Source organism: Actinomyces timonensis (assembly GCF_040702965.1).
Taxonomy (GTDB): Bacteria; Actinomycetota; Actinomycetes; order Actinomycetales; family Actinomycetaceae; genus Actinomyces; species Actinomyces timonensis_A.
Window position 1 is genome coordinate 1205642 of record NZ_CP159989.1, and the last position, 14326, is coordinate 1219967.

Consider the following 14326-nt stretch of genomic DNA (forward strand, 5'->3'; position numbering starts at 1 on the left):
GCGACGCTCAGGGCCGAAAGCCCTGCGCGTCACGGCGCCGTGTCGCACACTTGGATCAGCCCCTGATCATCGAGTGAGAGCGAGCCCCACATGGCGCCCCAGGACATCCCAGCCCCGACGAGCCCCGCCCGCGCCTGCCCCGACGACCTGTGGGCCATTGGTCAGCGCGCCACCGCCCGAGCCCGCCGCTGGGCCGACGCCTCCGCCCACGAGCCCGTCGGGCGCAGCGCCCGCCTCCTGGCTGGCATCCTCGCCGACCCCGATGGCCTGGAGTTCACCACCCGCTTCACCGACGACGTCGTGCGCCCCGCCGACCTCGACGTCGCCGGGGCCGCGCTCGCCCGCCTGGCCGCCAGGCGCACCAGCTTCCTGCCGAGGCTGCTCGGCGCCGCCACCGGCGTCGGCGGGCGCGTCGCGCGCCTCGCCCCGCGCACCGCCGCCAAGATCGCCCGCCGCACCTTCCGCGAGCTCGTCGGCGACCTCGTCGTCGACGCCACCGAGGCCAGTCTCGGACCCGCGCTCGCCCGCCTGCGCGAGGGCGGAAACCGCCTCAACGTCAACCTCCTGGGCGAGGCCGTCCTGGGGGAGAAGGAGGCCGAGCGCCGCCTCGCCGCGGTCACGGGCCTCGTCACGCGCGACGACGTCGACTACGTCTCCGTCAAGGTCTCCGCCGTCACCGGCCCCCACAACCCCTGGGGGCACGAGGAGGTCGTCGCCCACGGTGTCAAGGCCCTGACACCCCTGTACCGCACCGCTCGCGACCACGGCACCTTCCTCAACCTCGACATGGAGGACTACAAGGACCTCGATCTGACCATCGAGGTCTTCACCGCCATCCTCGATCAACCCGACCTGCGCGGCTACGAGGCGGGCATCGTCCTGCAGGCCTACCTGCCTGACTCCCTGGCCGCCATGGAGCGCCTCCAGGACTGGGCCGCCGCCCGCGTCGCCTCCGGCGGGAGCCGGGTCAAGGTCCGCATCGTCAAGGGCGCCAACCTGTCCATGGAGCGCGTCGACGCCGAGATCCACGGCTGGGAGCTGGTCACCTGGCCCAGCAAGCAGGCCACCGACACCCACTACAAGCGGATGCTCCAGTGGGCCATGACGCCCGAGCGTCTGGCCAACATCCGCCTGGGCGTGGCCGGCCAGAACCTCTTCGACATCGCCTTCGCCTACGAGCTGCGCGAGGCCCGTGGCGTCCAGGACGACGTCGAGTTCGAGATGCTCTCCGGCATGGCCACCGGCATCGCCGAGGTCGTGCGCCGCGACGTCGGCCAGCTCCTCCTGTACGTGCCCGTGGTGGACCCCGGCGAGTTCGACGTCGCCATCTCCTACCTCGTGCGCCGTCTGGAGGAGAACGCGGCCCCCGAGAACTTCATGTCGGGCGTCTTCGACCTCGCCTCAGACCCCGCCGTCTTCGCTCGCGAGCAGCAGCGCTTCCTCGACGCCCTCGGCGACCTCGACCCCGGCGCCCCCGTGCCCGCGCCCCGCCGCACCCAGGATCGCCTCGCCGAGCAGGGAGCCCCCGTTCCCGGGCCGCCCGCCCCGGGCCCCCTGCCCGAGTACGCCCCCACCCCCGACTCCGACCCCGCCCTGCCCGCCAACCGCGAGTGGGCGCGCCGCATCGCCGCCGCCATCGACGGCTCCAAGCGCGGCATCGACGACGTGCGCTCCGGCGAGGCCCTGCTGGCCGCCATCGAGGACGTGGACAGGGCCATCGCCGACCTCACGAGCGCGCAGCAGGCGTGGGCGGCCCTGCCGGCCGCCGAGCGCGCCGCCATCATCGACCACGCCGGGGACATCCTCGCCTCCCGCCGGGCCGAGCTCATCGAGGTGGCCGCCGCGGAGACCGGCAAGACCATCGACCAGTCCGACCCCGAGGTCAGTGAGGCCGTCGACTTCTGCCGCCACTACGCGCGCCTGTCCCTGGAGCTGGCCGATCCCGACTACCTCACCGGCGCCCGCTTCACCCCCGCGCGGGTGACCGTCGTCGCCTCACCCTGGAACTTCCCACTGGCCATCCCCACCGGCGGAGTCGTGGCCGCCCTGGCCGTGGGCAGCGCCGTTGTCCTCAAGCCCGCCCCTCCCGCCCGCCGCTGCGGCGCCGAGATCGTGAGCGCCCTCCACGCCGCCGGGGTGCCGCAGGACGTCCTCATGCTCGCCCCCATCGAGGATGGTGACGTCTCCCAGCACCTGGTCACCCACGAGGGCGTCGAGCGTGTCATCCTCACCGGCTCCTACGACACCGCCCGCCTCTTCCGCTCCTGGAAGCCCTCCATGCGCCTGCTCGGCGAGACCAGCGGCAAGAACGCCATCATCGTCACACCCTCGGCTGATCCCGACCTCGCCGTGCGCGACGCCGTCGCCTCGGCCTTCGGGCACGCCGGCCAGAAGTGCTCGGCCGCCTCCCTCCTCGTGCTCGTCGGCTCGGCCGGCCACTCCGAGCGCATCGCCCGCCAGCTCGTGGACGCCACCGCCTCCCTGCGGGTCAAGGGGCCGGAGCACCTGGACTCCCAGGTGGGGCGCGTCGTCGTCCCGGACGACCCCAAGGCGCGGCGGGCGCTGACCTCCCTGGGGCGCGGGGAGCACTGGGTGCTCGCCCCCAAGCACCTGGGCCAGGGCCTGTGGCGCCCCGGCGTCCGCGCCGGTGTGACCCCCGGCAGCGAGTACCACCTCACCGAGTACTTCGCGCCGGTCATCGGCATCATGCGGGTGGACACGCTCGCCGAGGCGATCGAGGTGGTCAACGCCGTCGACTACGGGCTGACCTCCGGGCTGCAGACCCTCGATCCCGCCGAGCTCGCCCAGTGGCTCGACGGGATCGAGGCCGGCAACCTCTACGTCAACCGCGGCATCACCGGCGCCATCGTGCGGCGCCAGCCCTTCGGCGGCTGGAAGCGCTCCGCCATCGGCGCCACCACGAAGGCCGGCGGTCCCTCCTACCTGCTCGGCCTGGGGGAGGTCTCCCCGGAGGAGGGTGCCGAGGCTGAGGCCGAGAGCGGCTCACTGTCCGACGTCGATGAGCGCGTCGCGGGGCTCTTCGAGGCCGTGCGCCACGAGCTCGTCCGCGCCGACGCCGCCTGGCTGCGCCGCGCCCTCGCCGCAGACGCCGCCGCCTGGAAGGAGCGCTACGGCCAGGCGCTCGATGTCACGGGGCTGGTCTGCGAGCGCAACATCCTGCGCTACCGGCCCACCCCTGTCATCGTGCGCTCCGTGCTCGGCGTGGAGACGGTGGACCTCGTGCGCGTCCTCGCCGCGGGCGTGCTCGCGGGCGCCGACGTCGAGCTTCTCCGTGGAGGCGCCGCTGCAGGCGGGCCTGACGGCCGCGGCCCAGGCGGCGGGCGTCCGCGTGGAGCTGGAGCCCGAGGGCGTGTGGTCCGCCCGCCTGGCGGATCTGGGCGCCTCTCACGCCGTCGGCGCGCGCGTGCGCGTCCTCGCCCCGCGCGGCGTCCCCGAGGCCTCCGTCTGGCAGGAGGCGACGTCGTTGACCAACGGCAGCCCCGACGTCGCCCTCTACACGGGAGCAGTCACCCCCTGCCCGCACACCGAGCTCCTGCCCTTCCTGCGCGAGCAGTCCATCGCGATCACCAACCACCGCTTCGGCACTCCCCTCGACCTCGCCGCCGGCCTCATCTGAGCGCCCTCGGCCCGGCCTCGCGCCCCCATCCTCGCATCTCGAGGGCGCGAGGCCGGGCCGAGACGGTTTCTGGGCGCGAGGGCGCGGCTGACCGGTCTCGCTCTTGTTATCGACCGGTCTCGGCGAGGGGCGGCGGGTCCGGAGTGTGGTTCGTCCTGACGGGGCGTCGCTTTTGGAGTACGGTCAGGGTCATGCCAGTGAAGCGAGCGATGCCAGCGGCGATGCCAGCGCGGAGCCGGGCCCTGCGCCCGGGCGGCGGCCTCCTGCTTAGCCGCCGCGGCGGGGCCTGACAGGCCGGCACCCCGACCGCGGCGATCCGCGTTGCCTGCCGCCGGGCGCCCAACGCGCCCGATCGCCACCACTGACCTCAGGAGCCCCGCCCATGCGCACCGCACTCCCCGCGCCCCAGCAGCCCTCCGGAATGCCCTTCGCCAAGTACCGCCCCTTCCAGGACACGGTTATCACCGACCTGCCGGACCGGACCTGGCCCACCAAGCGCCTCACCACCGCCCCCCGCTGGCTGTCCACCGACCTGCGCGACGGCAACCAGAGCCTCATCGAGCCCATGGGACCCGAGGCCAAGCGCGCCATCTTCGACCTGCTCGTGCGCATCGGCTTCAAGGAGATCGAGGTCGGCTTCCCCGCCGCCTCCCAGACCGACTTCGACTTCGTGCGCAGCCTCGTCGACGACGGCGCCATCCCCGATGACGTCACCATCTCCGTCCTCACCCAGTCCCGCGAGGACCTCATCGACCGCACCCTGGACGCGTGCGTCGGCATCCCGCGCGCCACCGTCCACCTCTACAACGCGCTCTCCCCCCTCTTCCGGGAGGTCGTCTTCCGTATGGGCAGGGACGACATCCGCGAGCTCGCCGTCGACGGCACCCGCATGGTCATGGCCCGCGCCGAGAAGATCCTCACCGAGGACACCATCTTCGGCTACGAGTACTCCCCGGAGATCTTCGTCGACACCGAGCGTGACTACGCCCTGGAGGTCTGCGAGGCCGTCATGGGCGCCTGGGAGCCGGGTGAGGACCGCGAGATCATCCTCAACCTGCCCGCCACCGTCGAGCGCGCCACCCCCAACGTCTACGCCGATCAGATCGAGTGGGTGAGCCGCCACCTGTCCCACCGCGAGCACGTGTGCCTCTCCCTGCACAACCACAACGACCGCGGCTCGGGCGTGGCCGCCGCCGAGCTCGGCCTGCTCGCGGGCGGTCAGCGGGTCGAGGGATGCCTCTTCGGGCACGGCGAGCGCACCGGCAACGTCGACCTCGTCACCCTGGCCCTCAACCTCTTCAGCCAGGGCATCGACCCCATGCTCGACCTGTCCGACATCGATGAGGTGCGCCGCGTCGTCGAGCGCTCCACCCAGATGGACGTCCCCCCGCGCGCGCCCTATTCCGGGGACCTCGTCTACACCTCCTTCTCCGGCTCCCACCAGGACGCCATCAAGAAGGGCTTCGCCGCGCGCGCCAGGGCCGTCGAGGCCAAGCGCGCCGAGGGGCTCGAGGACGACGCCGCTGAGACCGCAGTGCCCTGGTCCATGCCCTACCTGCCGATCGACCCCCACGACGTCGGCCGCTCCTACGAGGCCGTCGTGCGCGTCAACTCCCAGTCCGGCAAGGGCGGGGTCGCCTACCTGCTCAAGAACAGGCACAACCTGGACCTGCCGCGCCGCCTCCAGATCGAGTTCTCCCGCATCATCCAGCGCCATGCCGACACCTACGGCGGGGAGGTCGACGCGGCGCTGCTCTGGCGCATCTTCGCCGACGAGTACCTGCCCATCGATTCCGTCACCCACCGCGACGGACTGGAGGACCTCGCGGCCTGGGGGCGCTTCGAGCTCAAGGGCGCCACGCTCACCTCCGCCCATGATGAGGACTCGATCCTCACCGTCACGCTCACCGACGAGGGGGAGGAGCGCCTGCTCACCGCCTCCGGCAACGGACCCGTGGGCGCCTTCACCTCCGCCCTGGAGCAGACCGGCGTGTCCATCCGCATCCTCGACTACGCCGAGCACGCCCTGTCCGAGGGGCGCGACGCCACCGCCGCCTCCTACGTCGAGTGCGAGGTGGACGGCCAGGTCCTGTGGGGCGTCGGCCTCGACCCCTCCATCACGACCGCCTCCTTCAAGGCGATCATCTCCGCCGTCAACCGCGCCCTGCGCTGAGGCCGCCCACCGGGCGGCCCCCGGGGGCGCGGCGCGTGAGAGGATCTGGCCCGTGCAGAGGCTCTACCGCGACGAGGCCCTCGTCCTGCGCACCCACAAGCTGGGTGAGGCCGACCGCATCATCGTCATGCTCACCCGGCACCACGGGCAGGTCCGGGCCGTCGCCAAGGGTGTGCGGCGCACCACCTCCCGCTTCGGCGCGCGCCTCGAGCCCTTCTCCATGATCGACGTCCAGCTCCATGCCGGGCGCAGCCTCGACGTCGTCACCCAGGTCGAGACCATCGACCCCTTCAGCCGCCCCATCGCCACCGACTACGCCATGTTCACCTGCGCGCAGACCATGGCCGAGACCGCCGAGCGCCTCACCGAGGACGACGGGGACCTCGGCACCGGTGAGTCCCCCCAGCAGTTCCTCCTCCTCTACGGGGCCCTCGCCGCCCTGGCCCGGCGCCGCCACGCCCCCGGCCTCGTCCTCGACTCCTACCTCCTGCGCGCCCTCGCCCTGGCCGGCTGGGCGCCGTCGTGCTTCGACTGCGCCATCTGCGGCGCCCCCGGGCCTCACACGGCCTTCCACGTCCAGGCCGGCGGTGCCGCCTGCGAGGGCTGCCGGCCCGCCGGGAGCGTCACCGTCGGCCCCAGCGCCATGGCGCTCATGGGTGCCCTCCTGTCCGGCGACTGGAACCTCGCCGACGCCTCGACCACCCGGGATCGGGCCCAGGCCTCCGGGCTCGTCTCCGCCTACGCCACCTGGCACCTGGAGCGCCGCCTGCGCTCCCTCGCCCTCGTCGAAAGAGCCTGATATGCCTGCCGCCCCCGATCCCACCACCGCGCCCGAGTCCGTTCCGCTGCACCGCGATGGGCTCGTTCCCCCGGTGATCCCCGCGGCCGCGCTCCCCGAGCACGTCGCCCTCGTCATGGACGGCAACGGCCGCTGGGCCAACAGCCGGGGCCTGCCCCGCACCGAGGGGCACCGGGTCGGTGAGGCCACCATGATGGACGTCATCGCCGGTGGCGTCGAGCTCGGCATCAAGGAGATGAGCGTCTACGCCTTCTCCACGGAGAACTGGCGGCGCAGCCCGGCCGAGGTCCGCTTCCTCATGGGGTTCGCCCGCACTGTCCTGCGCGCCCAGACTGACGACCTCAATGCCTGGGGAGTGCGGGTCCGGTGGGTCGGACGCGAGCCCAGGCTGTGGAAGTCCGTCCTCAAGGAGGTGCGCCGCGCCGAGCGCATCACCGCGGGCAACTCCACCATGGTGCTCAACATGTGCCTCAACTACGGAGGCCGCGCCGAGATCGCCGACGCCGCCCGCGCCATCGGGGAGGAGATCGCCGCCGGCCGCCTCAAGCCGGGTTCCGTCACGGAGAAGACGATCCAGCGTCACCTCTACTCCCCGGCCATGCGCGACGTCGACCTCTTCATCCGCACATCCGGAGAGCAGCGCACCTCCAACTTCCTCATGTGGTCCTCGGCCTACGCCGAGCTCTACTTCACCGATCTGCCCTGGCCCGAGTTCGATCGGGCCGAGCTGTGGCGGGCCTGCGTCGCCTACGCCGCCAGGAACCGCCGTTTCGGGGGAGCGATCGACGCCGTCGCGGGCGAGGCGGAGGGCGGGCGGTAGAGCCGCGTCGGCCGCCGCCTCAGGGCAGCGGGCGCCCAGCCCTCATCTCACTGATGAGCTGCTCGACGACGCCTCCCAGACCGGAATCGCCGTGGGCCCGCCGCTGGCGCTCGTACCCGGCGCCGCCGGTGAGGATCCCCTCGACGAGCGCAAGGTCATCGACGCACCCCAGTCGCCGCGCCACCGGCTCGAAGCTCGGTCACGAGGGAGCTCAGGGACCGGCGCAAGGGCGCCTGCTCGCCGTCGGGGCTCGTCACGATGGTCGCGTCCAGCCCGTAACGGGCCGAGCGCCACTTGTTCTCCGCCAGGAACCAGCGGGGCAGGCGGACCAGGGAGAGCCCCTCATCGAGCCGCTGCGAGGCGGACTCCACGAGGCACTGCGTGAGCGCGGCGATCGCCCGCACCTCCAGGAGGTTGGAGGAGGCGTCGCAGATCCTCGCCTCGATCGTCCCGAAGCCGGGGGAGGGGCGCACGTCCCAGCGCAGCTCGTTGAAGCTCTTGATCGCTCCCGCCCGCATCATCGACTCCGTGAGGGCCTCCAGCCCGTCCCAGTCCTCCGGCCACTCCGGCAGGCCGGCGTGGGGCAGCTGGCGGAAGATCCAGGCGCGGTTGTCCGCGTAGCCGGTGTCCTCCCCGTCCCAGAACGGCGAGGCCGCCGCCAGCGACTGCAGGTGGGGCAGGTGGGCGAGCAGGTGCTCGCCGATGGGCAGGACCTTGGCCCGATCCTCCACCCCCACATGCACATGGGTGCCGAAGATGAGCATCTGACGGCCCCAGTACTGGGTGCGGTCCACCAGCGCGCCGTAGCGCTCGGACTCGGACACACCCTGGCTGGCCGGTGGGACGAAGGGATGCGTGCCCGATCCCACCAGTACGGCCTCATGGGCCTCGACGATGGGCGCGAGCATGTCCAGCGCGATGCCCATGTCCTCGGCGCACCCGGCGACCGTCCGCCGGGGCCTGCTCACCAGCTCGAGGGTGTTGCGCAGCATCTCGGCATGGATCCGCCCATGGGCGGGGTGGGCGCGCGCGAGCTCGGCGAGGATCTCCGGGGCGCAGGGCATGGGGCGTAGCGTCGCGGGGTCGATGATCTGCAGCTCCCACTCCACCCCGATGGTGGAGCGGTCCGAGGCGGCGAATCTCAGGGACATGGCGGGTCCCTCCTACGTGGTGGGGCTGTGCGCGTAGCGGCTGGCGAAGGCGGTGATGAGGGCGTTGGCGCCGGTGACGTCGGCGCTGTCGCAGCGCTCGATGACGGCGGCGCGCTCCTCGGGCGGGTAGTAGGCGCCCCCGTACTGGGCGATGCGGATGCGCATGCCCTCGGTGGTGATCTCCGGGTGGAACTGGGTGCCGTACACGTGCTCGCCCCAGCGAGCCATCTGCACCTGGCAGGTGGTGCCGGTCAGCAGGATCGTCCCGCCCCCGGGGAGGGCGCCGTCGGGCCCGACGGCGAGGGAGTCGGCGTGCCCCACATAGCCCCGCAGCGCCGTGGGGAGCCCGGCCGTGACAGGATCGGCGAGGCCTGCCTCGGTGGGCGCCAGGCGCGGCGCGCTCAGGTCCTCGCCCTGAGCGCTCGTGAGGCTGGCGCCCAGGGCGAGGCCGATCGCCTGGAGCCCGAAGCACAGGGCGAGGGTGGGCCGGTCCTCGGCCACGAGCCTCCTGGCCAGCGCGACGACGCGGCGGCGCATCCGCTCCAGCGCCGCCAGCCCCCCGGCGGGAGGACGGGCGGAATCGTGGGCCGGATCTGGGCGGATGCCGAAGGGGGAGCCCGTGATCGCCACCGCCCAGTAGCGGTCCAGGTCGATCTCCTCGGGCTCGGGGGCGCCCGCCTCCAGGAGGTGGATGGTCTCGATGCCGTGCTCGGGGTCGAGACCGCCCCACTCGATGAGCGTGGCGAGCTCGTCGTCGGCGATGGGCCCGGGCTCGCGGCACACGGCCACGAGCAGGGGTCGCGCGGGGGCGGGTCTGTCAGCGCGGGGGGATCGACCCGGGCGCTCGTCGATCATCAACTGCCTCCTGATGGCGGGTTGCGGGGCGAACAGCAGAGATCATCGCATCGATGAGCGCCGCGAGGGCGCATCCGCCCACGAGGAGGACGACGATCATCGCTCCTGGCGAGACCGGGATGATCAAGGGCCCGGCGCCGCGCCGCCCGGCGCCGCCCCGCTCAGGCCGGGTCGCCCTCGGCGCGTGCCGAGCAGTCCCGGCACAGCCCGAAGAACTCCGCCACGTGCTCCATCTGGGTGAACCCGGCGGCCGCGCTGACCCTCTCGATCCAGGCCTCGAGCTCGTCGCCGGCGACCTCCTCGGCGTGCCCGCAACCGCGGCACACGATGTGGTGGTGATGCCCCACCCGCTCGCAGGAGCGGTAGAGGATCTCGCCGTCCGCGCTGCGCACCTGGTCCACCTGGCCGCTGTCCGCCAGGGCCGTGAGGTTGCGGTACACCGTGGCCAGCCCCACCTTCGTTCCCTCGGCCTCCAGGGCGGCGTGGATCTGCTGGGCGGAGCGGAACTCGGTGGTGCGCTGAAGGATCCCGGCGACGGCGGCCCGCTGGCGCGTGGCGCGGGGCCTGGCCGCCGTCGAGCCGGCAATGGACCTGGAGGGGGTGTCGCTCGCCGTCCTGCTCACAACGAGGCCTCGTTTCTCATCGGCGGCGCGATCGCGCCAGTGCTCAAGGGGTACGAGGAGCCAGGCGGGGGAGCGCGCCCGGCACCTGCCGCCCTATCATCTCACCGACGGGCGCGTCCACGCGGCAATCAGCGTCATAGGTGATGGTCCGCCCGGCTGGGCGGGGCGTCGCCGGGGCCGGGCCCCGCAGCGCTTAGACTGTCGGCACTCGTTCCCACCATCCAGGTGCGGACAACGACGGAATGATTCAGGAGAGACCCGGTGGCACAGAACTCCTCCACACTCGATCGCGTCATCAACCTGGCCAAGCGCCGCGGTTTCGTGTTCCCCTGCGGTGAGATCTACGGCGGTACGCGCTCCGCCTGGGACTACGGGCCGCTCGGCGTCGAGCTCAAGGAGAACATCAAGAAGCAGTGGTGGCTGGCGATGGTCCGCTCCCGCGACGACGTGGTGGGCCTGGACTCCTCGGTCATCCTGCCCCGCCAGACCTGGGTCGCCTCCGGTCACGTGGGCGCCTTCACCGACCCGCTCGTGGAGTCCCTGCACACCCACAAGCGCTACCGCGCCGACCAGCTCATCGAGGAGTACGCCGAGCGCAAGGGCCTCGACCCCGACGCCGTCACGCTCGACCAGGTCCCCGACCCCGAGACCGGCCAGCCCGGGAGTTGGACCGAGCCCCGCGAGTTCTCCGGCCTGCTCAAGACCTACCTCGGGCCCGTCGACGACGAGGCTGGCCTGCACTACCTGCGGCCCGAGACCGCCCAGGGCATCTTCGTCAACTTCGCCAACGTCATGAGCGCGGCCCGCAAGAAGCCCCCCTTCGGCATCGGGCAGGTCGGCAAGTCCTTCCGCAACGAGATCACCCCGGGCAACTTCATCTTCCGCACCCGCGAGTTCGAGCAGATGGAGATGGAGTTCTTCTGCGAGCCGGGAACCGACGAGGAGTGGCACCAGTACTGGATCGACTACCGGCGCGACTGGTACATCGACCTGGGCATCGACCCCGACAACCTGAGGCTCTACGAGCACCCTGCCGAGAGCTTCTCCCACTACTCCAAGCGCACCGTCGACCTGGAGTACCGCTTCGGCTTCTCCGGCTCGGAGTGGGGCGAGCTCGAGGGCATCGCCAACCGCACGGACTTCGACCTGTCCACCCACGCCGAGCACTCCGGCAAGGACCTGTCCTACTTCGACCAGACCACCAATGAGCGCTGGGTCCCCTACGTCATCGAGCCCGCCGCCGGCCTGACCCGCTCCATGATGGCCTTCCTCGTGGAGGCGTACCACGAGGACCAGGCCCCCAACACCAAGGGCGGCGTCGACACCCGCGTGGTCCTCAAGCTCGACCCCCGCCTGGCCCCGGTCAAGGCCGCCGTCCTGCCGCTGAGCCGCAAGGAGGAGCTCACCGGCCCCGCCAAGGCCGTCGCCTCGCGCCTGCGCCGCCTGTGGAGCGTCGAGTACGACGACGCCGGCGCGGTGGGCCGCCGCTACCGGCGCCAGGACGAGATCGGCACTCCGCTGTGCCTCACCTACGACTTCGACTCCCCGGAGGACGGGGCCGTCACGGTGCGCGAGCGCGACACCATGGTCCAGGAGCGCGTGCCCCTGGAGGGCATCGAGCGCTACCTGGCCGAGCGCCTCGCCGGCTGCTGACGGCGCAAGGGATGCCGGGGCACTCCCACCACCACGGCGCTCCGCCCGTCCCGGCGGGTGAGGCGCGCCGCGTGAGGATCGTGCTGGCGGCCATCGTCGTGCCGATCGTCCTGGCCACCCTCGTGGGGCTGGCGCTGCTGTGGCCGGGGAAGAGCTCGCTCACGGGCTCGCGGCCCTTCGCCGCCGAGGGCTCCTCCATGGAGACCGCCACGGTCACCTCCACCTCCGTGGAGGACTGCGAGGACTCCGCCAAGGCCCTCGGCAAGATCTCCGACGGCTCGCTGCTCACCGACGCCGTATGCGCCGAGATCACCAGCGGTGACGGCAAGGGCCTCGTCGTGCCGGTCCACATCCCGGCCGAGTCGGCCCGCGTCGCCGACCCCGGTGACTCCATGAGGGTGCTCTACACGCCCCAGGCTCTGGCGGGCGGCACGCCCTACGTCTTCGTCGACTACCAGCGCGGTGTGCCGATCGGGCTGCTGGCGGCCGTCTACCTCGTGCTCGTGCTCGTGGTGGCCGGCAAGCGCGGCGCGCTCAGTGTCCTGGGGCTCCTCATGGCCACCGCCGTGCTCATGGGCTTCATGATCCCCGCGCTCCTCGCCGGGGAGAGCGCGCTGGCCGTCACCCTGACCGGGTCGCTGGCGATGATGCTCATGGCGGTCTACGTGGCTCACGGCGTGTCGGTGCGCACCACCACCGCGCTGCTCGGCACGTTCGCCGGCGTCATCATCACCGTGCTGCTCGCGCTGTGGGGGACGAGCTCATCGAACCTGACCGGCGCCGTCGACGACACCGCCGTCACCCTCAACGGGCTCGTGCGCGAGGCCGGCGTCCACCTCGACCTGCGGGCCCTGCTCACCTGCGGAATGGTGGTGGCGGGGCTCGGCGTCCTCAACGACGTCACCATCACGCAGGCCTCGGCCGTCTGGGAGCTGCACGCCGCCAACCCCGCCATGCCCCGGGGCCGCCTGTTCACCGGCGGCATGAGGATCGGGCGCGACCACATCGCCTCCACCGTCTACACCCTCGCCTTCGCCTACGCGGGCACCGCCCTCCCACTGATCCTGGCGGCCTCCCTCATCGACCGCTCTGTGATCGACACGCTGCTCAGCGGGGAGATCAGCGAGGAGATCGTGCGCACGCTCGTGTCCTCCATCGGCCTCGTCCTGGCGATCCCCGCGACCACGGCCATCGCTACCATCCTGTGCCGCACCGGTGGGGCACAGGAAGCCGACGGCGCGAGGGGCCTGATCGGCCCTGGAGCGGCCGTCCCCGGCGCCGAGGCTCAGCCCCCCGAGACGTCCGACTCGGCCTCGCCCAGCAGCTCGGCCTGATCGGCGTCGAGCACGGGGGAGTCCAGCCAGCCGTTGGGCAGGTGGGGGCGCTTCGGATGGCCCGCGCGACCACGGGGCCCCTCGACGGCCTCGCCGGGGTAGGGCACCTGGACGGGGAGATGCGAGCGCATGACCCCCAGGGCCGCGTCGAGCTCGGCCAGTGACCCCACGCGCATGAGGGCGTTGCGGGCCGCCCCGCCCACCGGGTAGCCCTTGAGGTACCAGCCCACGTGCTTGCGCAGGTCGCGCACGCCCCGGTCCTCGCCCATCTCATCGGCCAGCAGCCGCGCGTGCTCGCGGATCACGGCGATGACGGCGTCGAGATCCGGGCGCGCGCGGGAGGCCCCGCCGCGCATGGCGGCGACGATATCGGCGAAGAGCCACGGGCGCCCCTGACAGCCGCGCCCCACGACCACGCCGTCGCAGCCGGTGGCGGCCATCATGCGAACGGCGTCATCACCCACCCAGATGTCCCCGTTGCCTAGAACCGGCAAGCGCGTGGACTCCTTGAGCTCGGCGATGCGGGACCAGTCGGCCTGACCCGAGTAGTGCTGCCGGGCGGTGCGCGCGTGCAGGGCGACGGCGGCGATGCCGGCGCGCTCGGCCGCGCGGGCGGCGTCGAGGAAGGTCTCGTGGGACTCGTCGATCCCCACGCGCATCTTCATCGTCACCGGCACCTCCCGTGAGCGGTGGGCGGCCCGGGCGGCGCTCTCCGCGGCGCTCACGCACTCGCGCAGGATCGCGGCGAGCAGGTCCCGCTTCCACGGCAGGGCGGCGCCCCCGCCCTTGCGGGTCACCTTGGGTACGGGGCAGCCGAAGTTGAGGTCGATGTGGTCGGCGAGGTCCTCCTCGACGAGGATGCGCACGGCCTTGCCCGCGACGACGGGGTCGACGCCGTAGAGCTGGATCGAGCGGACCCGCTCGGCGGGGTCGGTGCGCACCATGGCGAGGGTCTTCTCGTTGCGCTCCACGAGGGCCCGGGTGGTGACCATCTCCGTGACGTACAGGCCTGCGGGCGCCCGCAGGCCGCCGTCGTCGGCGGGGACCGGTCCCGGGGCGGTGGGGCGTGCGGCCTCGGGGAGCGCGGATTCGGCGGCCTGGCGGCACAGCCGGCGGAAGGAGGCGTTCGTGACGCCCGCCATCGGCGCGAGGACCACGGGCATGGGCACCTCGATGGGTCCCAGGCGCAGTGGGGCGGGGGAGTGCGAAGGGGTGGACACGCGCTCATGCTGGCACGGAGTCACCGCCCCGGGGACGGCGCCACCCCGTAGGCTGTGCCTG

10 protein-coding genes and 1 pseudogene are annotated in these 14326 nt (G+C 72.5%); 6 read left to right on the forward strand and 5 right to left on the reverse strand.

The features are described from left to right. Nucleotides 1–90 precede the first annotated feature (90 nt). The 4 genes and pseudogenes from ABXS69_RS05295 to uppS all read left to right on the forward strand — a co-directional run bounded on the left by ABXS69_RS05295 (nucleotide 91) and on the right by uppS (nucleotide 7429). Nucleotides 91–3637: pseudogene (locus ABXS69_RS05295) on the forward strand (proline dehydrogenase family protein). A 382-nt stretch (nucleotides 3638–4019) separates the two neighbouring features. Then, a complete protein-coding gene (leuA, locus tag ABXS69_RS05300; protein ID WP_366181477.1) occupies nucleotides 4020–5810 on the forward strand; it encodes a 2-isopropylmalate synthase in 1791 nt (596 codons plus the stop codon). Nucleotides 5811–5862: 52 nt separating this feature from the next. After that, nucleotides 5863–6609 (forward strand): DNA repair protein RecO, encoded by a 747-nt coding sequence (gene recO, locus ABXS69_RS05305; protein WP_366181478.1) that lies wholly within the window; start codon nucleotides 5863–5865, stop codon nucleotides 6607–6609. A 1-nt stretch (nucleotide 6610) separates the two neighbouring features. Then, nucleotides 6611–7429: a polyprenyl diphosphate synthase gene (gene uppS / locus ABXS69_RS05310; protein WP_366181479.1), complete on the forward strand. Its 819-nt coding sequence runs from the start codon at nucleotides 6611–6613 to the stop codon at nucleotides 7427–7429. 19 nt (nucleotides 7430–7448) lie between these two features. On the opposite strand, the gene ABXS69_RS05315 is transcribed toward uppS, so the two are convergent. The 4 genes from ABXS69_RS05315 to ABXS69_RS05330 all read right to left on the reverse strand — a co-directional run bounded on the left by ABXS69_RS05315 (nucleotide 7449) and on the right by ABXS69_RS05330 (nucleotide 10058). After that, nucleotides 7449–7613, reverse strand: coding sequence for a hypothetical protein (locus ABXS69_RS05315; protein ID WP_366181480.1), 165 nt, complete (start codon nucleotides 7611–7613; stop codon nucleotides 7449–7451). Beyond that, the gene (locus ABXS69_RS05320) at nucleotides 7585–8580 is read right to left on the reverse strand and encodes a YbdK family carboxylate-amine ligase (RefSeq protein ID WP_366181481.1); all 996 of its coding nucleotides are present in this window, start codon (nucleotides 8578–8580) and stop codon (nucleotides 7585–7587) included. Before ABXS69_RS05320 ends, ABXS69_RS05315 begins: the two co-directional genes overlap by 29 nt. 12 nt (nucleotides 8581–8592) lie before the next feature. Then, nucleotides 8593–9435, reverse strand: coding sequence for a glutamine amidotransferase (locus ABXS69_RS05325; protein ID WP_366181482.1), 843 nt, complete (start codon nucleotides 9433–9435; stop codon nucleotides 8593–8595). A gap of 161 nt (nucleotides 9436–9596) precedes the next feature. Beyond that, nucleotides 9597–10058 carry a Fur family transcriptional regulator gene (locus tag ABXS69_RS05330; protein ID WP_366181483.1) on the reverse strand — a complete coding sequence of 154 codons (462 nt, stop codon included), beginning with the start codon at nucleotides 10056–10058 and terminating at the stop codon, nucleotides 9597–9599. A gap of 261 nt (nucleotides 10059–10319) precedes the next feature. Here ABXS69_RS05330 and ABXS69_RS05335 point away from each other — a divergent pair, with 261 nt between their 5' ends. Further along, nucleotides 10320–11711 (forward strand): glycine--tRNA ligase, encoded by a 1392-nt coding sequence (locus ABXS69_RS05335; RefSeq protein WP_366181484.1) that lies wholly within the window; start codon nucleotides 10320–10322, stop codon nucleotides 11709–11711. An 11-nt stretch (nucleotides 11712–11722) separates the two neighbouring features. Then, entirely contained in the window at nucleotides 11723–13045 is a 1323-nt protein-coding gene (locus tag ABXS69_RS05340; protein ID WP_366181485.1) for a YibE/F family protein, read from the forward strand. Here the strand turns inward: ABXS69_RS05340 and dusB are convergent. Then, on the reverse strand, nucleotides 12997–14265 hold the full coding sequence (dusB, locus tag ABXS69_RS05345; RefSeq protein ID WP_366181486.1) for a tRNA dihydrouridine synthase DusB: 1269 nt from the start codon (nucleotides 14263–14265) through the stop codon (nucleotides 12997–12999). The two genes, ABXS69_RS05340 and dusB, sit on opposite strands and share 49 nt — an antisense overlap. Nucleotides 14266–14326 lie beyond the last annotated feature (61 nt).

What these genes read in the sequence shown, in the direction of transcription:
- uppS (WP_366181479.1), top strand. Translation starts at nt 6,611, where the DNA reads ATGCCTGCCGCCCCCGATCCCACCACCGCGCCCGAGTCCGTTCCGCTG.
- ABXS69_RS05320 (WP_366181481.1), bottom strand. Translation starts at nt 8,580, where the DNA reads ATGTCCCTGAGATTCGCCGCCTCGGACCGCTCCACCATCGGGGTGGAG.
- ABXS69_RS05325 (WP_366181482.1), bottom strand. Translation starts at nt 9,435, where the DNA reads ATGATCGACGAGCGCCCGGGTCGATCCCCCCGCGCTGACAGACCCGCC.
- leuA (WP_366181477.1), top strand. Translation starts at nt 4,020, where the DNA reads ATGCGCACCGCACTCCCCGCGCCCCAGCAGCCCTCCGGAATGCCCTTC.
- ABXS69_RS05340 (WP_366181485.1), top strand. Translation starts at nt 11,723, where the DNA reads ATGCCGGGGCACTCCCACCACCACGGCGCTCCGCCCGTCCCGGCGGGT.